Below are 20455 nucleotides of genomic sequence, written 5' to 3'. Positions count from 1 at the left end.
GCTTGTGCCGAGGGTCGATCAATGCAAAAGATCTATTCAATGGTATTAGAAAAATTCATAGTGTTATGACGTCAAGGGCGAAGCGGCGAAAACTCCCAAGCTTGAGAGCCTTAAGGGCTTTTGAAGCCGTTTCGCATTGTCAAAGCTTCACTGCCGCCGCAGAAGAGCTTGCAGTCAGTCAGGGTGCTGTGAGCCATCAAGTCAAGCTTCTGGAACAGGCTTTGGGTTGTCAGTTGCTTATTCGCGGCTCGCGCGGTGTATCCGTTACCGCAGAAGGTGCGCTGCTGCTGGAGGTTTGTGCTCGGGCATTTGATGAAATCGGCGCGGTTACGACGCTGATCGGACAGGACAACAAGACCCAAATTCTCCGGGTTCGCGCCGGTCCTTTTTTCGCAATGGAAGTGATCGCAAGCAGGATTGCTGGCTTCTTGAAGCAAAATCCAGGCATCCAGCTTCACCTGAATAATCTCGATATAGATTCCATCGCTCAGGATAGAGAAGACGCACAGATAAAGTATTGTCTGCATCCGCCTGCAGGCATGTACAACATCGAACTTCTAAAAGAAAAACTGGTGCCTGTCTGCAGCCCCTCACTTCTGGCCAATGTGACAAATCCAGAAGATCTTCTCGTGAACCCTGACATTCCTCGCTTGCATTATCGGGACGTAAACGACTGGAAAAGATGGATATCCCACCACGGATTTGATGATCTAACCGCCAATTCAAACCTCTTTTTTGACGACCAACACACATTGTTGGCGGCTGCTCGTTCCGGACAGGGCATTGGTTTTTCTCATCGGCCTCTGGTCGAAAACGACGTGCAGCGCAGAAGCCTTTGCATCGTGTCCGAGCGATATTTCGAGCCCAAAGAATCCTACAAATTTATATGCAGCCACGAAAACATTGCCTCCAACCCGGCGTTGCAGCTCTTCCGCGACTGGCTTGTCAAAGAGGTTTCGACCATCAGTTAGGTTCAGACAATTATTCCAGATGGAGGAGGTAGCGGATTCACGCTTGTCCAGCGGCAGTCGTTTACGATCTGCTGACGCAGATATGCATCCCGAACCGCTGCTCGTTTGCAATTGCAAGGCTGCCGCCACTATGCGTGGCGGCCGTTTGGTCATGCTCAGAGGTTTTCCTTGTAGAATGGAATCAGCTTCGCCAATGCCTTTCGAACCGGCTCCGGCTAATAATCAGAACCCGGCAATGCGCAACCAAGAAGGTCAACGCCATGCCAAGTTCTGCCATCTTTTCCTTCAGATAGTGAAGGCCTGATCAGCTGATAAAGAGCCGGAAGACCAGAGTCTTGGTCATGGGCAGAACTTTATCAGCCATTCCTTGGTCTTCTTATGTGTTTGCCGAAACGAAAGCCGACATGCTGGTGATCAGCAGCATACCGACAGTTGCGCCTGCATCCTGAAGACCGATGGTCTTTTCCTGAAAAGCTGCGGCCTTGCCGTGCTGGGCAACCATCGTTTTGGTTGCTTCAAGCGCATCTTCTGCAGCTTTGGCTGCGGCTGCAAGCGCATCAGTAAGTGAGGCACCCGCTGATGCTTGTGCTTCAAGCGTTACGGCGATTGGATCAAGCACATCGAGAAGTGTCTTGTCGCCAACCTTTGCCTTGCCGCGCTCGGCGATACCATCGCGATAGGCACGCCAGAAGGCGGCAATCTCTGCGGTCCCCAGCTCGTCGATACCATCGCAGGCCTTGCTTGCACGCAGGAAGCCGGTCGCGGTCAGCGTACCCATGGTCGATGGCGCAACGCGTGCCATGGTGGCGCCAGCTGTGCGCAGAAGCTTGGCGATGCCTGCAGCTTCACCTTCCGCATGGACAGCTTCTGAAGCTGCTGCAAAGGCCTTGCTCATGGTGATGCCGAGATCGCTATCGCCAACTTTGCCGTCCAGCGCGATAAGGAATTCGCGCTGTTCTGCAAAAAGCTGCTTCCAGCTGTCGAAGAGATTAATCAGATCAGATGCTGTAATGACGTTCATGACTGCACCTCAACCCGCAAAATGCTTGAAGAATGGGGTGTTGGCGGAAGCGGCAACCAGCGGTTCCAATTCGTCATCGAGATGCAGCACGGAAACTGACGCGCCAGCCATTTCCATGGAAGTGGCAAACTCGCCGATCCAGACATGCTTGACCTTGACGCCACGCTCATCAAACAGCTGGGAAACCCGGCGGAACATGATGTAAAGTTCTTCTAGTGGTGTGCCGCCAAGACCATTGACCAGCACGGCTACTTCATCGCCCTTGGCATAGGTCTGTTCGGCGAAAATGCGTTCCATCAGTTCGTCGATAACCGCATCTGCACTGGCAAGCTTCTTGCGGCTGATGCCCGGTTCGCCATGGATGCCCATGCCGATTTCCATTTCATCTTCGCCGATGGAGAAGGTTGCGTGACCGATTTCCGGCACAACGCAGCTCGAAAGCGCAACGCCCATGGTGCGGGTGCGCAGGCGTGCCTTGTCGGCAAGGCGTGTTACTTCATCAAGCGACAGACCGTTGGCTGCAGCTGCACCGGCTGCCTTGTAGACAAAAAAGATACCGGCAACGCCGCGACGCTTGTGTTCTTCACCGACAACCGAGGACGCCACATCATCATTGCCGACAACCTGCTTGACGGCAATGCCATCGAGATCGGCGAGTTCTGCTGCCATATCGAAGTTGATGATGTCGCCGCTGTAATTGCCATAGATGTAGAGAACGCCAGCGCCCTGATCGATAGCCTTGGTGACCTGATACATCTGCTCTGAACTTGGCGACTGGAAGACGCCGCCGACAGCCGCGCCATCGATCATGCCTTCGCCGATATAGCCCAAGAACAGCGGCAGGTGGCCAGAGCCGCCGCCTGTTGCAATGCCGACCTTGCCGGATTTGGTATTGGCTGTGACCATGCAACGCTTGTCATTATCGACAAAGGTAAGCTCGGGATGCGCCCGATAGATGCCTTCGAGCATCTCATCCACGAAATTGACGGGATCGTTCAGGAATTTCTTCATGATTTCCTCTTGAGAGTATCGGGTTATTTCTTGCGTTGGCGGGTGACGAAGAAGGCAGCAGCCAGCAGGATGAAGCAGCCGACGACGAGACGCTGCCATGTGCTGGGGATGCCGACGAGCACGAGAACACTGTTGATGACGGTGATGAGCAGCACGCCAAGAAGGGTGCCGAAGACGGTGCCGGTGCCACCGGTGATGCGTGCACCACCGAGAACCACAGCGGCGATGACCGCAATTTCTGTGCCAACAAAGTCGAAAGGGCTCGATTGGCGATTGGCGCAGACATGGATGATGCCTGCAAGTCCGGCAAGACCACCTGCATAGCCGAACAGGAAGATATGGATGGTGCGCAGATTATAACCGAGGCGGCTTGCGATCTGGCTGTTACCACCCATCGCAAAAATCGCGCGGCCCATCAACGTGCGGTTCAATATCCACCAGGTCAGGATTGCAGCCGCAGGCAGCACCAGAAAGTAGAATGGCATGGTGATGGTGGCACCGGTCGCCGATTCAAACTGGAACAGCGGCAGGCGACCGAAAGCCCCCATTGTCGGCGGCAGGGACATGATCCAGACCGTGCCGACAAAGGCCAGCAAGAAGCCACGGAAAAGATATTGCGTGCCGATGGTGACGATCAATGACGGTACATTGAGGTAATGCACCAGAAGACCATTGAGGACGCCGAGGAAAATACCGCCAGCAATCGCCATCAGAATGATGAAGATGATCGGCAGTTCCGGCATATAGGCCTGCACCAGAAGCGTCAGCGAATAGACTGTCGTGGCAGCAATTGCCGTAAAGGAAACATCAATGCCGCCAGCGGCGAGAATGATGAAGACGCCAAGCGCAAACAGGCCCATCACCACACTGGCACGACCTATATCGATCAGCGTAGAGGCTTGCAGGAATGCCGGATTGATGATCGAGACAATCGTGCAGATTGCCACGAGCAGGAAAAAAGTGATCGATTCCGGGCGCCTGCGAATGAAGTCACCCAGTTTGAAGGATCGGGCGGTCCCCAAGTTATTTTGGCCCAGATCCTGTTGATACTGCGACGCACTCATTAGGCAACTTCCTTCTGCGACGACATCATGGCTTGATAGAGCTGATCTTCGGTGGCCTGTGCAGCATCCAATTCTGCGGCGATGCTGCCTGAGTTCATGACGAGAATGCGGTCTGCATTCTGCAGAAGCTCCGGCAGATCATCGCTGACGATGATGAGGCCCATGCCAGCTTCGGCCAGCGCCTGAATTGCGCGGTAAATCGTGTCTTTTGATCCCACATCGACGCCGACTGTCGGGCCGTGCAGCACCAGAAGCTTGGGGCCAATGCTCAGCCAGCGACCGATCAAAACGCGCTGCTGATTGCCGCCCGAAAGCGCACCAACAGGCAGGTCCAGATTGGTTGTATTCAGCCGCATCTCTTTCATCAGCGAGGCGGCGATGTTGCGGCCCTGTTTCTGGTCGACGATGCCAAGGCTGTTGCAGAGCTTTCTAAAGATCAGCGCGATCTCGTTTTGAAAGATCGATTTATCGAGGAAAAGGCCTTCTGCAAGGCGGTCTTCCGGCACATAGCCAATGCCACGCTCGATGGCTTCCGCCGGGCTTTTAACTTCGGTCTTCTGACCTTCGAGGCGGATTGAACCGGAATGCGCAGGCGCTACGCCGGTGATTGCCATGGCCAGCTCGTTGCGTCCGGAATCTGCAAGGCCGGTAATGCCGAGGATTTCACCTTTGCGAAGGGTAAAGCCAATGTCCTTGAAGCCCGATGCGGTAAGGCCGTCGAGTTTAAGCAGTTCGGCATCGCCGGGCTGTGCCGTGCGATAGCGCTCGGCATCAATTTCTCTGCCGATCATCAGCTCGGAGAGCTGCTTTTTGGTGTAGTTTTCGATCGGGCCTTGTGCCACACACTGGCCATCGCGGAAGACAACCGCATTGCCGCCGATGCGATAGCATTCATCGAGTTTGTGGGTCACGAAAAGTACGGCGACGCGTTCTGCGCGCAGGCGTTCGACAACTTCAATCAGATTATCCACTTCGCGACGCGTCAGCGATGTGGTTGGCTCATCCATGATGACAAGCTTGGCGCGCGTTGCAATGGCGCGGGAAATGGCAACCAGCTGGCGCATAGCAAGCGGCAGCTCGGAAACGATTGTATTTAGAAAGGCTTTGTCGGTTGGCAGGCCAACCGTGCTCAATGCCCGTTCCGCAGTCTCGCGGAGCTGCGAAAGCTTGACGCTGCGGAACAGTCGGCCATTGCCTTCAACGAGCTGCTCATTCAGCGCTACATTTTCAGCGACGGTCAAGTTGGGAATAAGCGACAGATCCTGATAGACGGTTTCGATACCGGCTGCCAGCGACTGAATCGGGTTCAGCGAGGCATATGTCTTGCCATCGAGAATGATTTCGCCTTCGCTGGGTGCATGTGCGCCGGACATGATCTTGATGACTGTGCTCTTGCCGCAGCCATTTTCACCCAACAGGTGATAGGCCTGACCAAGATCGATTGTCAGGTCGATGCCGCGCAGCGCATGAACACCACCAAACCGCTTATGAATGTTGCGCAGTTCGAGAAAATGATCCGGCGACCGGTCGTTGCTCGTCCCATTCGTCGTTGTAGTTGACACGTTAAATTCCTTTATCGCCGCACCGCTCACCAAAGCGATTGGGCTGGCTGTAGGACCGGTTGGCTTTCGTTCGCCACGCGCTAATGTCTTGATTTTTTGATGGTTCGTTTGGTCCAGGTGCCCGGATGCAGTGAAGCATCCGGGCTTTTGACACCATCGCATGCGGCTGAACGATGTCCGCACACGATGGTTAGTCAGCCCGTGCGAAACGCCTAGAACAGGTGTTCCTTGTAAGTCGCCTTGTCAGCAATAACCATGCCGTTGCCGATCACGAGAAGGCCTTCACCGGCACCCTTTTTGACGCTGACCTTGTTATAGCCTTCAACGCCGAGGTCGGTGCCTTCCTTGACTTCCTTCTTTTCGAGCAGAAGCTTGGCAACCGCATTCATCGCCATGCCAGCCTTCTGCGGATCCCAGAAGCCGATTGCGGTGATGGCGCCGGATTCAAGAAGATCTGCCGATGGGTTCGGAAGGCCGGTGCCGACGAGGCAAACCTTGCCGCTCAGGCCAGCTTCATCGATCGCACGGCCAACGCCGAGAACGTCGTTACCGGCAGAGGTCTGGAAGCCCTTCAGGTCAGGATGCTTGCGCAGGATTTCCTTGGCCTTTTCATAGGTGCCGTTGGCATCGTCAAAGGATTCGTTGTTCGGATCGACGAGCTGCATGTCAGGATACTTCTTGGCGTTTTCTTCGCCCGAACCAACCCACTGCATATGCGTACGGCTGCCGAGCGAGCCAACAAAGGTGGTCCACTTGCCGCTCTTGCCCATGCATTCTGCCAGACGTTCGTTGAGCGCCGTGCCGTAATCGGCATTATCGAAAGCTTCGACGTCGGCCATGGTGTTGACCTGGTTGTCGGCTTCATGCGTCACAACAATGATGCCGCGTTCCATGGCGCGCTTGAAGGTACCTTCGAGAACAGCCGGGTCCATCGGGACGACTGCAAGTGCGTTAACGCCCTTGGCAACGAGATCCTGCACGATCTGAAGCTGCTGTGCTGCGTCTGCCGTTGCCGGTCCGCTCTGTGTTGCAACCACGTCCGGGTTGGCCTTCTGATAGGCTTCAACACCGGTGTTCATGCGGTCGAACCAAGGAATACCGCTGATCTTGACGACAGTTGCGATAACCGGCTTTTCCTGTGCGACGAGCGTGCCCGCGCTGCCCGCGACGATCGCTGCACCAATGATGGTTCCGGTGAGCAGTTTTTTCGTTGTTGCTTTCATCATTTCCTCCACACTTACCATCCCCCAAAGTCTATGTTCGGGTGCCTGAGGGTTGAGCACCGATGTTTCCCTTTTGGCGATTGCCGAGGGTAAAGAATCCCGCGATGTCGTATTTGCCGATTGCAAGGAAGGCGAGCAGCAGCAAGCCCCAGGCGAAGTCGCGGACAAAATTGGAAAGGCCGCCGAAGTTGAGCAGGCTGGACATAAGCTGCAAAGCAATAGCGCTCAGCACCACGCAGATGACACGGCCATAACCACCTTCAGGCTTCACGCCGGCCATGACGGCGATGAGAATGGCGACCAGCAGATACGAGCTGCCATAGTCGAACTTCACGTTGACGTTGCGCGCTGCAATAATGATGCCTGCAATCGCTGCCAGAAATCCGCTCGTTGCATAGGTCGCAATCAGCACGCCATTGCGCGGGAAACCAGCGAAGACAGCGGCTTTCGGATTGGTTCCCATCAGCATCAGCCAGTAGCCGTAAGGCGTGAAGCGCACCACGGCTGCGATCAGCAAGGCTACCGCTATGAAGATCAGGAAGCTGATTGGCACGGCGAGGAACATGTCATTGCCGATGCGCGACAGAAGATCGGGGCTGCCAACCATGACAGCGCGACCGCCAGACACAACAACAGCAAGACCCGTAAAAGCCATCTGCGTGCCAAGCGTGCAGAGGATCGGAGTGATGTTGAAGCGCGCAATCAGGATTCCGTTGACGATGCCGCCCGCAAGACCGATCACCAGTGCCAGTCCGATGAAGGCGAGGCTGAAGCCAAGCTGGTTTTCGGCGCTTGAGATAAACATCGAAACGATAACAGCGGAGAGCACGCCGGAAAGGTTGGCCAGCGCAATACCCGAAAGATCGATCCCGCCATTGCCAGCGCACATGGCCAGCATGACGCCGATTGCCAGCAGCCCGAGTTCAGGCACCTGACCTGCCATGGACTGCAGATTGAACAGGGATAGGAAAGATCCTCCCGAAATATACGCGCCAAGCGCGAGCAATCCGAGATTGATGACAACAAGCATAGCAAGCTGATTGCTTGTCTTCTGCATGGTCTCCTCCTACCACGTTTAGTAAACAAAACTGTTATTCACTAAATAAATGACGAGATGGCATACGGCTGTCAAGCGCAATATCGGCAAGTTTCCGTTGCCTGTGGATCGATTTTACCCTAATCGGTTTAATTATCGCTCATATTGTTTACTAAACATATGATTCATATCAGGATGCAAAATCGAACGTTTGCCGTTGAAAAGATGGGGCCTGTTAATTCTTGATCTGAGACCAAAACCGGCAACATATTGAATCTGGCGCCAATTGCGGATTTGAAGTTCCCGAGAGCAGATGCCATACAAATGGCAGCTGTTTTCAATCCCGGAGCCAATGTCCTTAACCGAATTCCTATAATCGTGCGGAGCATATGAAAAAGAAAAAGTCTTTTACGATCAGAGACATCGCAGAGACTGCCGGCGTTTCTCCGGCAACGGTTTCGCTTGTGCTCAACGGTAAGGGCGAAATTTCGGGCGAAACGCGTGCACGTGTCCTCGAAGCCGTTTCCAGACTGAACTATGTTCCGCGCGCGTCAAAAACTGCGCCAAGCACCGGGGAGACGATCCGCTTTCTCAAGATTGCCAAGCATGGCGAGACGGTCAACCGCGATCACAGTGTTTTTGTCTCGGATTATATTGACGGCATGTCCTCGGAAGCGACGCGCCGAAACTATACGCTGGAAGTGGTAAGTTTCGACGGGCAGCCGATCAGTGCAGTAGCGGAATCGCTTGCCGGTGCGCCGGTGCGCGGTGTGATTGCGCTTGGGACCGAGCTTTCGGCGGCAGATATCCACATGATACAGGGGCTCGGCCTGCCCACAGTCTTCATCGATACCTTTTATGAGGTCATTGAAGCCAATTTCGTCGACATGAACAATGAGGACGCCGTCTTCAAGGTTCTGTCGCGCTTCAAGCAGCTTGGTTTTTCGCGGATCGGTTTTGTCGCCAGTCATACGGAGACAACAAACTTCCGTCTTCGTCGCGATGCGTTTTTCAAGAATATGCAACGTCTGGACCTGAAGGTTCAGGAGCGCGATATCCTTTCGGTTGAATCGACCTATGAAGGCGCCCATCGCGATACTTGTGCGATGCTGCATTCAGGACTCGATCTGGCCGAGTGCTATTTCTGCACGAACGATATCATCGCCTATGGCTTCATCCGCGCACTGAAGGGCAAGAGTCTTCGTATTCCTGACGATGTTTCGGTGATTGGCTTCGATAATCTGCCGCAAAGCGCCACCATGGAGCCGGGTCTCACAACGGTTGACGTGTCCAAACGGAAAATCGGAAATCTCGCGGTCACCGTGCTCGACGATTTGATCAACACAGCCGAACCGCAACCGCCAGTAAAGATACTGGTTGGGGCAAACCTGATCCTGCGGGCGAGTGAGACTGCTCGTACCCCGAAAGCCGCCAGAAGCCGTGAATTCGGCTAGCGTAAGGAAATGTGCCCGATAGAGCTGGAAACCATACTATGAAACCGGTGAGTAGCTGGTAAGCAATCCGGGTCCGACAGACCAACTTCAGAAAGACAGAAAATTGTCCAGAAACCCTCCTCGCAATCAGGCCGGTTTTGCAACACGTGCGATCCATGTCGGTCAGGAACCTGACCCTTTGACCGGAGCCGTGATCCCTCCGATCTATCATGCGACGACCTACGTGCAGGATGGCATAGGAGCGAGCAAGGGGTACGACTATACCCGCAGCGGCAATCCGACCAGAAACGGTCTTGAACGCTGCCTTGCCGATCTCGAGGGCGCGGCAGCGGCTTTCGTTTTCCCGAGCGGGCTTGCCGCGGCCGCAACATTGCTGGAGGCGCTTCCGGCCGGTTCGTCGATATTGGCCCATAACGATCTCTACGGTGGTGTCTACCGACTGCTGGCCGATGTCAGACCAGTCACCGCCGCGCACAATGTGAATTTCGTGGATTTTTCCGACGAAGTTGCACTGCGCCAGGCTGTCCTCGACCATAAGCCAGCTCTGCTTTGGTTTGAGACCCCGTCCAATCCAACGCTTCGCATTGTCGATCTGTCACTGGTTGCTGAACTTGGCAAACAAGCTGGTGCAATTACGGTTTGTGACAGCACCTTCTCATCGCCGGCAGGCCAGCGTCCTATCGATCATGGAATTCATGTGGTTGTACATTCGGCAACAAAGATGCTGAACGGACATTCGGATCTTTTGGGGGGCGTGGTCGCGGTATCAGCAAACGCACCCGCCAAGCTTGCCGAACGGGTTGGTTATCTGCAGAACGCCCTCGGCTCGGTCATGTCACCGACAGATTGTGCTCTTCTGCACCGTTCGCTGAAAACCCTGGAAATCCGCAGCATAAGGCAATCGGAAACGGCACTGAAGCTGGCGACCAGTCTCGAAGAAAGAGCTGAAGAACTGGGACTGACCAAGGTTGTATATCCTGGCCTTGCCAGCCATCCGCAGCATAAACTGGCCGCTGAACAAATGATCAACTTCGGCTGCGTCATTTCTATCGAGGTTGCAGGCGACCTGACACGCGTCGAACGTATTCTGACTTCGACCCGTTATTTCCACTTTGCAGTCAGCCTCGGAAGCGTGGAAAGTCTCATTCAGCATCCATATTCCCTGACCCACGCGGTTGTGCCTGAAGACCAGAAAAACCACCTGGGAATTGGCGCTCAGCTCATTCGCATCTCGATCGGCCTGGAAGATCCGGAAGATCTGGAAACCGATCTGGTGCAGGCACTCTCAAGCAACCGGTGATCGCCCCCATCTCGGACTTTTGCAACTGAGCCACTGTGCCGAGTGGCTCACACGCTTCTTCGATCGCAAGGAAAATTCCCGCCTTCTTTGAGATACAACAAATCCGGTTTGTGACTGTCACTCTAGAATGGCTCGAATGATGATGCGGCTGTCATCATCATGCTTCGAAGCCTGACAGCCACGGAACAATCAGATGTCGGCAGAACCTGTCTCACTATCCCCCGTAATTGATGTTCGCACCATACCGCCCATTTCGCGACATGCGACGATCTTCTCGATGATCGATTCGCTTGAACCCGGCGAAGCGCTGGAAATCGTCAACGATCACGATCCAGTGCCGCTGCATCACCAGCTTGAAACCCGCAATCCAGGCGCATTCTCGTGGGTCTATAAGGAAACTGGTCCATTATGGCGGGTCGAAATCGGTCGCCGAAAAGGCCATCATGGTGCTGACCATGAATGCACCTGCGGCAATCACTGAAGTCTTGTAGGCACAACGTCCAGGACGAACTGAGATGATCGGCGCGACGCTTTCCCGTTGGACCCTATCCTACTTTACCGCTTCGCTGGCTTTCCTTGTCTTTGGACTTGCCTTGATGGCAGGCGGTTTCGGCTTTCCGGGTCATGGAATTCGCGCTGCGGAAACACTGATGGTTGTGCACGCCATCGCTATTGGATGGCTTGCACTGCTCATGAGCGGCGCACTCCTGCAATTTGTGCCGGTTCTCGTGAACAAATCCCTGTGGGGAAGCCGGGCAAGCCTCCCGGCTTTGCTTCTGCTCGTGACAGGCTTGTCCGGACTGCTCATTGGTTTTGCGGGCATGGCTGGGCTGACGGAGAGCCCGGCATGGTTGCTTCCGGTCTCTGGCATCCTGTTGACCTGCGGATTTTCCACCATTTTTGCCATACTGGGCATGACCCTCTGGCTCGCTCGCCCAATCGCCCTGCCCGCGCGGTTTGTTGCGGCAGGCATCTGCTGCCTTATGACAACAGCTCTGCTTGGCAGTGTTTTCACCTTCGCGCTCTCCGGCTTTACGGAGCAAGCCGTTCTGCTCGATATTGCGGGACCGGCATTGCCGGTTCACGCAGCGCTTGGTCTCGGTGGCTGGATGACTTTCACAGCTATGGGTGTAAGCTACAGACTACTGACAATGTTCATGTTGTCCCCTGATGCTGCGCGGCAAACAACCAGAATTATCTGGTGGGAAGGCGCTGCTGCCCTGACCATCCTCGCTGTCGGAATTGTCGTTGTCGCCTTGGAAATGGGATCGGTCGAAATCGCCGTCACGGCGGCTCTCATTCCCGGAATCGCCTGCATTGCGCTCTATATCGTCGATATTCAGACGATCTACCGGCAGCGCAAGCGCAAGACGATAGAACTGAACAGTGCCGCCAGTATTCCAGCCTTCATCGCGCTAGGGCTCTCGCTTCTTCTGGCAATTGGCCTGTTCTGGACAGGCACTACCGATGCGATGATTGCAGCCCTCATCTATCTGTTCGCCTTCGGTTGGCTGACCGGCCTCAGCCTTGCCCAACTCTACAAGATCGTGCCGTTCCTGACCTGGCTCGAATGTTATGGTCCTGTCATGGGCAGGGCACCGACGCCGCGCGTGCAGGACATGGTCAGCGAGCGTCGCGCACGTCAGTGGTTCTCTCTTTATTATACTGGCGTTGCCGTCGCGACGCTGGCTTTGATTGCCGAATATCCAACCGTGTTTCGTTTGGCCATTACGTTGAATCTCATGGCGATCCTTGCATTGATCGTGCACTTCTTCCGCGCCCGGCGGCTTCTCGATGTACCGCACGGCCTACGCCTGCCAAAAGGGGCAACCCTGCCACATCTCATCTATGCCGGTGAACCAATTCTCAGGAGATCGAAATGACACTCTCAGTTCAGGACATCACGCATCATGTGCTGGACGTGCGCCCTCTGATCAAGGGCGGCGTGGAACCGTTCAATGCCATTATGGAAGCAGTCGACAGTCTTTTGCCGGGACAAAGCCTCCTGCTGATCGCCCCGTTCAAACCGGCACCGCTTTTCAGTGTCATGGAGCGAAAAGGCTTTTCCGCAAATGCGGAGCCGCTGGACGATGGCGACTGGCAAGTCCTGTTCAGTCCGGCGATGGACGCCGCGCCTGAACTGCGGTTCTCGGACAATGTCGGTTCACCGGATGTCTGGCCTGAACCATCACGCTATCTCGATTGTTCGGACATGCAGCCGCCGGAACCAATGGTGCGCATTCTTGCGGAAGTGGAAGAGATGCCTGCAGGCGCGGTTCTGTTCGCCCTGCTGCACCGCGAACCTTTATTCCTCTTTCCCGAACTCGAAAACCGCGGTCACGAATGGGTCGGCAATTTCGATGAGACCGGCACCGCCTATCGTATAATGATCCGTGTTGGAGACGCGAGGTAGTCGTCATGCAACACACGGTACATGACCAGCTGGAGAGGCAGATCATCGAAAGTCTGCGTCTGGTGCTCGATCCCGAACTTGGGTTCAACCTCGTTGACCTTGGCATGATCTACAGTATCGACATTGGTGATGGCGGAACTGTCGATATCAGCATGACGACGACGACGCCCGGCTGCCCCGCTGCCGGTTATCTGACCGATGCCGTTCGTGCGAGCGCCGAATCTGTCGAAGGGGTTCATGCAGTCAATGTCGAACTGACCTACGAGCCGGAGTGGATTCCGGAGATGGCGATGCCTGAAGTACAAGCGCGATTTGGAGATTAATCTCCCGACGTATATCCGCATCATCGAAACCAGCGAACAGAGCCAATCTGTTCGCTGGTTTCACTTTTGGCCAAACCCCTGCGGCTGAGCCTTTGTTCCAGCGCAAATAAAGCGGGACGGACATTAATCAGTCAACTTAAGTCATTGATATTAAACGTCTAATATTACCCAATTTTTTGTATCACCTTGATCGCAGTCAAGGAACATCGAGGCGCCTCTTCCTATAGTCGGCATGACAGAGCAGGAAATGCTCGGTCCTATCGTAAAGGAGAGTATCGATGGCCGAACAGATGCAAATCAGTCGCCGCACCATATTGGCAGGAGCCGCCCTGGCTGGGGCGCTTGCGCCGGTTCTGGCAACCACATCCGCCTGGGGACAAGGCGCGGTGAGGAAGGCAACTGCGGCAGAAATAGCAGCACTTCCACGCCAGAAGGTGGAGCTTGTGGACCCTCCCTTCGTGCATGCCCATAGTCAGGTTGCAGAAGGCGGACCCAAGGTGGTCGAATTCACCATGGTGATCGAGGAAAAGAAGATCGTCATCGACGATGCGGGAACCGAAGTTCACGCCATGGCATTCAACGGCACCGTACCAGGACCGCTGATGGTCGTGCATCAGGACGATTATCTCGAACTGACACTCATCAACCCTGAAACCAACACGCTGATGCACAATATCGATTTCCATGCGGCAACCGGTGCATTGGGCGGCGGCGGGCTGACCGAAATCAATCCGGGAGAAAAGACCATCCTGCGCTTCAAGGCGACCAAGCCCGGCGTCTTCGTCTACCACTGCGCACCTCCCGGAATGGTTCCCTGGCATGTCGTATCGGGCATGAATGGTGCGATCATGGTGCTGCCGCGCGAGGGTCTGCATGACGGCAAAGGCAAAGCACTGACTTACGACAAGATTTATTATGTCGGCGAACAGGATTTCTATGTCCCGCGCGACGAGAACGGCAAATACAAGAAATACGAGGCGCCCGGCGACGCTTATGAAGACACCGTCAAGGTGATGCGCACTCTCACTCCGACCCATGTGGTGTTCAACGGCGCTGTGGGTGCACTGACTGGCGACAAGGCCATGACGGCGGCGGTTGGCGAGAAAGTCCTGATCGTCCACTCGCAGGCCAACCGCGATACGAGACCACATCTGATCGGGGGGCATGGGGATTATGTCTGGGCGACCGGCAAGTTCAATACGCCGCCCGACGTCGATCAGGAAACCTGGTTCATTCCGGGTGGTGCCGCCGGAGCAGCCTTCTACACGTTCCAGCAGCCCGGCATCTACGCCTATGTGAACCACAATCTGATCGAGGCTTTTGAACTCGGCGCTGCCGCCCACTTCAAGGTCACGGGTGAATGGAACGACGATCTGATGACGTCGGTTCTCGCACCATCTGGCACGTAAAGCGAATGTATGAAGGCGCTTCGCCTCCCAGAGCGCCTTTGGCAAACCTGGAGCGGCTCCAGTCAAAACGGAATCGGAACCGCTCTCTCCCTCTGCACGCATTATCCATGCGAAACCACTTCGCACATTCGCTGGAAATGCTCTGACCATGCTTTAGGATGAAAGGCTCGGGGCTGCATCCATCTGCCTCCCGGACGGATGCAGCCCCCTGATATCCGATGAACGAAGGCAAAGGAAAAAAGTGCCTGCGCGAGCTTGCCGTGGCCGTTCCGGCGGTTTTGCTGGCAGTCATCGCGGGATTGATCGTCGTTGATGTCGTAGGACGTCCAGACCGCGCAATGCCGGACGCTTCGGCCGTTGGTCCGGAAATGATCGTTATCGCTCCTCGTACCATGACGTATCGGGCCGATGGCGACTTTCAGAAGAACAATTACCCCGTTGACGCCCCATTGACGACCCGCAAGCTGCAGCGGGCATTCGAGATCATGAAGTATCAGGTAAGCACATCTGACTATGAGCGCTGCGTCGCCGACGGCGACTGCCAGTCCGCCGAGGCTCTGCCGCACAATCACGACGCATCCGATGCAGAGGGTCCGATCGTTGGCGTCAGCTATGATGATGCGCAAAATTATGCCGACTGGCTTTCACGCAAAACCGGCGAAATCTGGCATCTGCCGACAGACGAGCAATGGGCATTCGCTGCCGGCTCGCGCTTTCCCGACGACGCCCTTGGCATTGAGGACGATGCTGCGGCCAATCCGGCAATCCGCTGGCTGAGAGACTATGAAAAGCAAAGCGCTCGCAAGCTGGACAGGAGCCCGACCAGACGCCCCACCGGCGCTTTTGGTATCAACGAGCTGGGCGTAGCCGATATCGCAGGCAATGTGTGGGAATGGACGCAGACCTGCCACCGCCGCGTCAATATCGATGCCTACGGCAAGCAGGTCGCGGAAGTACCGTCTTGCGGCGTTTATGTCGTCAATGGCAAGCACCGCGCTGCGATGAGCTCGTTCATTCGCAACCCGAAAACCGGAGGATGCAGCGTCGGCGTTCCACCCGACAATCTCGGTTTCCGGCTTGTCCGAGACAACCGCTGGTATGCTGTGGTATGGAAGCGCATCCAGAACATCGGCGCATGAGGGATTAATTGTGAATGCCCGATCCCCGGCTCCGAAAACAATTCCAAGCCCGCCTTGCTGTGCTAAGGTAGATACAGGGTCTTGGAGTGTGAGAAACGCAATGTCCTTGATAGATCGCGGACTAGTCAGGAAACTGTCCTTGTTCGCCAAAATGAGTGATGGCGAACTCGATAAGCTTGTTTCGTATGCAACTACAAAGCGCGTTCCTCCGGGAGAGGCGATTTTCGAGCAAGGCGACGATGCCGTTCTTTTCTACCTCCTCCTGCACGGGCGGTTGAAGGTCAATCAGATCACCCCGGACGGACAGCAGATCATCGTCCGCATGGTGCATCCGGGGGACCTTTTCGGCTTTGCCAGAGCCTTGCAGAGAAGCGATTATCCGGGCACAGCGATTGCCGTGGCGGAAAGCATCGTACTGGCCTGGCCAACCGAGCTTTGGGATTATTTTGTCGAGCAGAATCCCGGTCTGGCAATGAATGCGATCCAGACAATCGGCAAAAGGCTGGAAGAAGCCCACACGCGTATCCGTGAGATGTCGACGGAAGAAGTGGAACGACGTGTCGCGCACACCGTTCTGCGCCTCGCCCGTCAGGCTGGCCGGAAAGAAGATGACGGCATCCGGATCGATTTTCCGATCACCAAACAGGATATTGCCGAGATGACCGGAACGACACTGCATACAGTGTCACGCATTCTCACCGGCTGGGAAGCGCAAGGATTTGTTCGGGGCGGCCGCCAGAAACTGACCGTACTCAATATGTCAGGTGTGAGACGGCTTGCCGACGGCGAACGGTAGAACAGCCGGAAACACGGTATGCCGAACGAAAGACGCCCGGCATATCGCCTTCGCCTCATCCAAAAACTTCCCGCTCCTCGGATTTCGCTGCCAGCAGCGCCTCTATCATCAGTTTTTCCGACAGGATGTGGCGGCGTACGCTCTCCATAAAGCCACGTACCATGTATGAAATGGTGTCGGAAGCAAGACGGCAACGACCGTCTGCAATTGCCATCAATGTCTGTGACAATTCCTCGGCGGCCAGCCGGTCACAACGATGTTCCGCCTTCAGGCGTTCAATGATGGCGTTGGCGAAATGGGAATGAGCCTGCCGACTGAAATCTGGAAACAGAACTTCTTCTTCAAGCGCATGGGTTTCACCAACAAGACGCGGAATGAGCGTTGATATCCGCCGGTACTCCTGCACAGAGACGCCGGTCTCAAGGTCCTCAGCGATTTCCTCCAACTGCAGACACAGTTCCAGCAGATCATGATGGTGGGCCTCGAGGCGGCTGATATCGGTCGCGTGCAAGACTGACGGCGCGTCCATAATTCTTCCCTCTACCTACTGACCAAGGAAAAGAACGGCTGCAATCACGATGGAAGCCGCAACGGCGGAGAGCGTGCCCGCGCCCTGTAAAGCTCCCATACGATAAAGAACCAGTGAAAAGCCGATGATCGCCGGTGTTGCGACCATGAGCCCGATCTGTGCATCGGTCATTGAAATTTCCTCTTCTATGGCGAGGATACAATGTCGTCGTCCGTGCATTTCTTCTTTGCCAAAACGCAAAGAAGGCCTGAACTGCGGGCGCTAGGCATGTTCCATGTCTGGAACCGAAGATTTGACCATAACTGCAATCAACGCGGAGGATCGCGCGGAAGATGATCTTCTGCTCTGGATCCTCGTGTGGAGCGAACTCGTTGCCTTCGCAATCCTGCTGATTGCGTTCATGGTGATGTCGGCCATCAATGTGGAAGGCGTTGCGCAGTTGCGCGCGCATCTCAGCCCCGGTCTGGCTGCAGCCAACACCGTTGTGCTGCTGATGAGCGGCTGGCAGGCGGCTATTGCCGTGCGCAGACGTCACAATGTCAGTCAGGCTCGCCGTCCGCTTTTATATGCCGCCCTTTTCGGCCTCGTTTTTGTAGCAATCAAGCTCATCGAATATTCGCATGAAATCCAGTTTGCTGGTGATGAAGCTGTGGGGGCGTTTTTCGAGCTCTACTTTCTTCTCACCGGTTTTCACCTCATGCATGTGCTGTTCGGATCGATCATTCTGGCGCTGGTCGCATGGCGACCATCTGCTTCCAATGTTCTGCTGATCACGACGCTCTGGCACGCGATTGATCTCGTCTGGCTGGTGATGTTTCCTGTCCTTTATCTTGCCTGAGGCCCGCAGTGTCCGATCGTGACCATTCATCCCTGACCCGTACATTCGTCGTTCTGATCATTCTCGCTTTGAGCGGTGCATTTATCGCAGGCACCAGCGCCGGGATGCTCGCAGCTATCGTCATTGTGTTGATCCTCGCTTTTGCAAAAGGCTGGTTAGTCATCCTCGACTTCATGGAAATGCGCGGAACCGACGGCATATTGAAGCCCGCCTTGTTGGCTTGGCCCGCCGTTCTGCTCACACTGGCACTGGTGCGTTCTGTCGCAGTGCGCTTCCTCCTCTGAGCAGCACGCTATCTCTTTGTTTTTACGCATTATCCGACGCAAAGCCGCTTCGCACTTTTGGCTCGGAAATGCTCCAGTCTTTGCCAAATCGCAAAGAAGGCTTTCCTCCGACCGATAGAACAGTCCTGTCCCGTGATGCTGGCGAGGGGATTGACCAGCCGCACTATCGACGGGGGATTTGATGCCGAGGCTCCGCCTTCGGCCAATGAAAGGACGAAGGGGATGGCAGAACGCCTAACCAAGACCGGCGCACGAAACGTCTTCTACGGCGGGTCTATTTTCTTTTTCGCGATCTTCGTGGGGCTGACGGCGCACAGCCATTACTACATGAAAACCACCTCCACGGATGAATCGACGCTGACCGATGCGGTCGCGCGCGGCAAGCACATCTGGGAGAAAAACTCCTGCATCAATTGCCACACACTGCTTGGCGAAGGCGCTTATTTTGCGCCCGAGCTTGGCAATGTCTGGAAGCGCTGGGGTGGCGAAGAAGACCCGGAAGGCGCACGCGAGACGATGAAAGCCTGGATGCAGGCGCAGCCCACGGGGATAGAAGGGCGTCGCCAGATGCCCCAGTTCAACCTGAGCGAACAGGAACTCAACGATCTGGCTGATTTCCTCGAATGGACCAGTCGCATCAAGACGCAGAACTGGCCGCCCAACGAGGCAGGCTGAGCGCGGGATGAACGGAGTTTTATGATATGAAATATGAAAGCCAAAAGGTCGCGATGCTCTATTTTTATGGAGCGCTCGTGCTGTTCATCGCGCAGGTCGCGTTCGGCGTTCTTGCCGGTACGATCTATGTTCTGCCCAATACGCTGTCAGAGCTTCTGCCCTTCAACATCGTTCGCATGATCCACACCAATGCGCTGGTCGTCTGGCTGCTGATGGGGTTCATGGGTTCGACCTATTATCTTCTGCCGGAAGAAACGGAAACCGAGCTTTACAGCACCAAACTCGCCGTCATCCAGTTCTGGCTGTTCTTCGTCGCGGCTGGTATCGCTGTTGTCGGCTATCTGTTCCACATTCACGAGGGGCGCGAATTTCTCGAACAGCCATTCATTATCAAGGTCGGCATCGTCGTCGTCTGCCTGATCTTCCTGTTCAACATTACGCTGACGGCGCTCAAGGGCCGCAAGACGACCGTGACCAACATCCTTCTTTTCGGTCTGTGGGGCCTTGCCCTGTTCTTCCTGTTCGCCTTCTACAATCCGATCAATCTCGCACTCGACAAGCTCTACTGGTGGTATGTCATCCATTTGTGGGTTGAAGGCGTGTGGGAACTCATCATGGCGTCGATCCTCGCCTTCCTGATGATCAAGCTGAACGGCATCGACCGCGAAGTCGTCGAAAAATGGCTCTACGTCATCGTCGGTCTGGCGCTGTTCTCCGGCATTCTTGGAACAGGTCACCATTATTACTGGATCGGTGCGCCGGGCTACTGGCAGTGGATCGGTTCACTGTTCTCGACGCTGGAAGTTGCTCCGTTCTTCACCATGGTCATCTTCACCTTCGTGATGACATGGAAGGCCGGTCGCAAACATCCAAACCGTGCAGCCCTTCTCTGGTCCATCGGTTGCTCGGTGATGGCCTTCTTCGGGGCTGGCGTATGGGGCTTCCTGCACACGCTGTCGTCGGTCAACTATTACACCCACGGCACGCAGCTTACCGCCGCCCACGGACACCTCGCCTTCTTCGGCGCCTATGTCATGCTCAATCTCGCAGTCATGGCCTATGCGATCCCGGAACTGCGCGGACGGGCACCGTACAACCAGATGCTCTCCATGGTGAGTTTCTGGGCCATGTGCACGGCCATGTCCGTGATGACCTTTGCGCTCACCTTCGCAGGTGTTGTCCAGACCCATCTGCAGCGTGTTCTGGGTGAAAGCTTCATGGTCGTGCAGGACCAGTTGTCGTTGTTCTACTGGATACGCCTCGGCTCCGGCGTCGTGGTGGTGATTTCGGCCTTCATGTTCATCTGGGCCGTCTTGGTTCCCGGCAAGGAACGCCGCGAAAACACCTCCGGCTTCGTACAACCCGCTGAATGATCGACACCAGGCCCCGCCTCATGGCGGGGCTTCA

The 20455-nt window shown here is 55.4% G+C and carries 22 protein-coding genes; 14 read left to right on the top strand and 8 right to left on the bottom strand.

Features of this window, described 5'->3' with window-relative positions; translation table 11 throughout:
* Positions 1-65 precede the first annotated feature (65 nt).
* Positions 66-971 carry a LysR family transcriptional regulator gene (locus OHI65_RS04655; protein WP_012093649.1) on the top strand — a complete coding sequence of 302 codons (906 nt, stop codon included), beginning with the start codon at positions 66-68 and terminating at the stop codon, positions 969-971.
* Between the two features lie 376 nt (positions 972-1347).
* Here OHI65_RS04655 and OHI65_RS04650 read toward each other — a convergent pair whose 3' ends face one another.
* The 6 genes from OHI65_RS04650 to OHI65_RS04625 all read right to left on the bottom strand — a co-directional run bounded on the left by OHI65_RS04650 (position 1348) and on the right by OHI65_RS04625 (position 7909).
* Positions 1348-1992 (bottom strand): dihydroxyacetone kinase family protein, encoded by a 645-nt coding sequence (locus OHI65_RS04650; RefSeq protein ID WP_125301070.1) that lies wholly within the window; start codon positions 1990-1992, stop codon positions 1348-1350.
* Positions 1993-2001: 9 nt separating this feature from the next.
* Complete coding sequence (locus OHI65_RS04645) at positions 2002-3003, bottom strand: dihydroxyacetone kinase subunit DhaK (RefSeq protein WP_010660625.1); 1002 nt, start codon at positions 3001-3003, stop codon at positions 2002-2004.
* Positions 3004-3026: 23 nt separating this feature from the next.
* Positions 3027-4067, bottom strand: coding sequence for an ABC transporter permease (locus OHI65_RS04640; protein ID WP_125301071.1), 1041 nt, complete (start codon positions 4065-4067; stop codon positions 3027-3029).
* Positions 4067-5629, bottom strand: coding sequence for a sugar ABC transporter ATP-binding protein (locus tag OHI65_RS04635; RefSeq protein WP_125301072.1), 1563 nt, complete (start codon positions 5627-5629; stop codon positions 4067-4069). Before OHI65_RS04635 ends, OHI65_RS04640 begins: the two co-directional genes overlap by 1 nt.
* A 212-nt stretch (positions 5630-5841) precedes the next feature.
* The gene (locus tag OHI65_RS04630) at positions 5842-6852 is read right to left on the bottom strand and encodes a substrate-binding domain-containing protein (RefSeq protein ID WP_012093653.1); all 1011 of its coding nucleotides are present in this window, start codon (positions 6850-6852) and stop codon (positions 5842-5844) included.
* 31 nt (positions 6853-6883) lie between these two features.
* Positions 6884-7909 (bottom strand): ABC transporter permease, encoded by a 1026-nt coding sequence (locus OHI65_RS04625; RefSeq protein ID WP_125301073.1) that lies wholly within the window; start codon positions 7907-7909, stop codon positions 6884-6886.
* A 368-nt stretch (positions 7910-8277) separates the two neighbouring features.
* Here OHI65_RS04625 and OHI65_RS04620 point away from each other — a divergent pair, with 368 nt between their 5' ends.
* From OHI65_RS04620 to OHI65_RS04580, 9 genes are all read left to right on the top strand, one after another.
* Complete coding sequence (locus OHI65_RS04620) at positions 8278-9342, top strand: LacI family DNA-binding transcriptional regulator (protein WP_125301074.1); 1065 nt, start codon at positions 8278-8280, stop codon at positions 9340-9342.
* Between the two features lie 103 nt (positions 9343-9445).
* On the top strand, positions 9446-10642 hold the full coding sequence (locus OHI65_RS04615; RefSeq protein WP_125301075.1) for a trans-sulfuration enzyme family protein: 1197 nt from the start codon (positions 9446-9448) through the stop codon (positions 10640-10642).
* 193 nt (positions 10643-10835) lie between these two features.
* On the top strand, positions 10836-11123 hold the full coding sequence (locus tag OHI65_RS04610) for a DUF2249 domain-containing protein (RefSeq protein WP_125301076.1): 288 nt from the start codon (positions 10836-10838) through the stop codon (positions 11121-11123).
* A 34-nt stretch (positions 11124-11157) separates the two neighbouring features.
* Complete coding sequence (locus OHI65_RS04605; RefSeq protein ID WP_125301077.1) at positions 11158-12525, top strand: hypothetical protein; 1368 nt, start codon at positions 11158-11160, stop codon at positions 12523-12525.
* Positions 12522-13055 (top strand): DUF2249 domain-containing protein, encoded by a 534-nt coding sequence (locus tag OHI65_RS04600; protein ID WP_125301078.1) that lies wholly within the window; start codon positions 12522-12524, stop codon positions 13053-13055. Before OHI65_RS04605 ends, OHI65_RS04600 begins: the two co-directional genes overlap by 4 nt.
* 5 nt (positions 13056-13060) lie before the next feature.
* The gene (locus OHI65_RS04595; RefSeq protein WP_012093659.1) at positions 13061-13378 is read left to right on the top strand and encodes a metal-sulfur cluster assembly factor; all 318 of its coding nucleotides are present in this window, start codon (positions 13061-13063) and stop codon (positions 13376-13378) included.
* Between the two features lie 278 nt (positions 13379-13656).
* Positions 13657-14787: a copper-containing nitrite reductase gene (gene nirK / locus OHI65_RS04590; RefSeq protein WP_010660614.1), complete on the top strand. Its 1131-nt coding sequence runs from the start codon at positions 13657-13659 to the stop codon at positions 14785-14787.
* A 218-nt stretch (positions 14788-15005) separates the two neighbouring features.
* Positions 15006-15926, top strand: a complete 921-nt coding sequence (locus OHI65_RS04585; RefSeq protein ID WP_094515433.1) for an SUMF1/EgtB/PvdO family nonheme iron enzyme — start codon at positions 15006-15008, stop codon at positions 15924-15926.
* 100 nt (positions 15927-16026) lie between these two features.
* Positions 16027-16722 carry a Crp/Fnr family transcriptional regulator gene (locus OHI65_RS04580; RefSeq protein WP_010660612.1) on the top strand — a complete coding sequence of 232 codons (696 nt, stop codon included), beginning with the start codon at positions 16027-16029 and terminating at the stop codon, positions 16720-16722.
* 55 nt (positions 16723-16777) lie between these two features.
* On the opposite strand, the gene OHI65_RS04575 is transcribed toward OHI65_RS04580, so the two are convergent.
* The gene (locus tag OHI65_RS04575) at positions 16778-17251 is read right to left on the bottom strand and encodes a hemerythrin domain-containing protein (RefSeq protein WP_012093663.1); all 474 of its coding nucleotides are present in this window, start codon (positions 17249-17251) and stop codon (positions 16778-16780) included.
* 15 nt (positions 17252-17266) lie between these two features.
* A complete protein-coding gene (locus OHI65_RS04570) occupies positions 17267-17422 on the bottom strand; it encodes a hypothetical protein (protein ID WP_010660610.1) in 156 nt (51 codons plus the stop codon).
* 103 nt (positions 17423-17525) lie between these two features.
* Here OHI65_RS04570 and OHI65_RS04565 point away from each other — a divergent pair, with 103 nt between their 5' ends.
* The 4 genes from OHI65_RS04565 (at position 17526) to OHI65_RS04550 (ending at position 20421) form a co-directional block, all read left to right on the top strand.
* A complete protein-coding gene (locus OHI65_RS04565; protein ID WP_012093664.1) occupies positions 17526-18089 on the top strand; it encodes a cytochrome c oxidase subunit 3 family protein in 564 nt (187 codons plus the stop codon).
* Positions 18090-18097: 8 nt separating this feature from the next.
* Positions 18098-18373, top strand: a complete 276-nt coding sequence (locus OHI65_RS04560; protein ID WP_012093665.1) for a cytochrome C oxidase subunit IV family protein — start codon at positions 18098-18100, stop codon at positions 18371-18373.
* Between the two features lie 222 nt (positions 18374-18595).
* Complete coding sequence (locus OHI65_RS04555) at positions 18596-19048, top strand: c-type cytochrome (RefSeq protein WP_010660607.1); 453 nt, start codon at positions 18596-18598, stop codon at positions 19046-19048.
* Positions 19049-19074: 26 nt separating this feature from the next.
* Positions 19075-20421, top strand: a complete 1347-nt coding sequence (locus OHI65_RS04550) for a nitric-oxide reductase large subunit (RefSeq protein WP_012093666.1) — start codon at positions 19075-19077, stop codon at positions 20419-20421.
* Positions 20422-20455 lie beyond the last annotated feature (34 nt).

This window comes from Brucella sp. MAB-22 (assembly GCF_025908475.1).
GTDB classification, from domain to species: domain Bacteria; phylum Pseudomonadota; class Alphaproteobacteria; order Rhizobiales; family Rhizobiaceae; genus Brucella; species Brucella anthropi.
Note: the sequence above shows the minus strand (reverse complement) of the source record. Positions and strands in the feature narration are given on the sequence as shown.

Excerpts from the sequence above, each read along its gene's own strand:
- OHI65_RS04655 (WP_012093649.1), top strand. The coding sequence starts at position 66 with ATGACGTCAAGGGCGAAGCGGCGAAAACTCCCAAGCTTGAGAGCCTTA.
- OHI65_RS04650 (WP_125301070.1), bottom strand. The coding sequence starts at position 1,992 with ATGAACGTCATTACAGCATCTGATCTGATTAATCTCTTCGACAGCTGG.
- OHI65_RS04645 (WP_010660625.1), bottom strand. The coding sequence starts at position 3,003 with ATGAAGAAATTCCTGAACGATCCCGTCAATTTCGTGGATGAGATGCTC.
- OHI65_RS04640 (WP_125301071.1), bottom strand. The coding sequence starts at position 4,067 with ATGAGTGCGTCGCAGTATCAACAGGATCTGGGCCAAAATAACTTGGGG.
- OHI65_RS04630 (WP_012093653.1), bottom strand. The coding sequence starts at position 6,852 with ATGAAAGCAACAACGAAAAAACTGCTCACCGGAACCATCATTGGTGCA.
- OHI65_RS04625 (WP_125301073.1), bottom strand. The coding sequence starts at position 7,909 with ATGCAGAAGACAAGCAATCAGCTTGCTATGCTTGTTGTCATCAATCTC.
- OHI65_RS04620 (WP_125301074.1), top strand. The coding sequence starts at position 8,278 with ATGAAAAAGAAAAAGTCTTTTACGATCAGAGACATCGCAGAGACTGCC.
- OHI65_RS04610 (WP_125301076.1), top strand. The coding sequence starts at position 10,836 with ATGTCGGCAGAACCTGTCTCACTATCCCCCGTAATTGATGTTCGCACC.
- OHI65_RS04605 (WP_125301077.1), top strand. The coding sequence starts at position 11,158 with ATGATCGGCGCGACGCTTTCCCGTTGGACCCTATCCTACTTTACCGCT.
- OHI65_RS04600 (WP_125301078.1), top strand. The coding sequence starts at position 12,522 with ATGACACTCTCAGTTCAGGACATCACGCATCATGTGCTGGACGTGCGC.
- OHI65_RS04595 (WP_012093659.1), top strand. The coding sequence starts at position 13,061 with ATGCAACACACGGTACATGACCAGCTGGAGAGGCAGATCATCGAAAGT.
- nirK (WP_010660614.1), top strand. The coding sequence starts at position 13,657 with ATGGCCGAACAGATGCAAATCAGTCGCCGCACCATATTGGCAGGAGCC.
- OHI65_RS04585 (WP_094515433.1), top strand. The coding sequence starts at position 15,006 with ATGAACGAAGGCAAAGGAAAAAAGTGCCTGCGCGAGCTTGCCGTGGCC.
- OHI65_RS04580 (WP_010660612.1), top strand. The coding sequence starts at position 16,027 with ATGTCCTTGATAGATCGCGGACTAGTCAGGAAACTGTCCTTGTTCGCC.
- OHI65_RS04575 (WP_012093663.1), bottom strand. The coding sequence starts at position 17,251 with ATGGACGCGCCGTCAGTCTTGCACGCGACCGATATCAGCCGCCTCGAG.
- OHI65_RS04570 (WP_010660610.1), bottom strand. The coding sequence starts at position 17,422 with ATGACCGATGCACAGATCGGGCTCATGGTCGCAACACCGGCGATCATC.
- OHI65_RS04565 (WP_012093664.1), top strand. The coding sequence starts at position 17,526 with ATGTCTGGAACCGAAGATTTGACCATAACTGCAATCAACGCGGAGGAT.
- OHI65_RS04555 (WP_010660607.1), top strand. The coding sequence starts at position 18,596 with ATGGCAGAACGCCTAACCAAGACCGGCGCACGAAACGTCTTCTACGGC.
- OHI65_RS04550 (WP_012093666.1), top strand. The coding sequence starts at position 19,075 with ATGAAATATGAAAGCCAAAAGGTCGCGATGCTCTATTTTTATGGAGCG.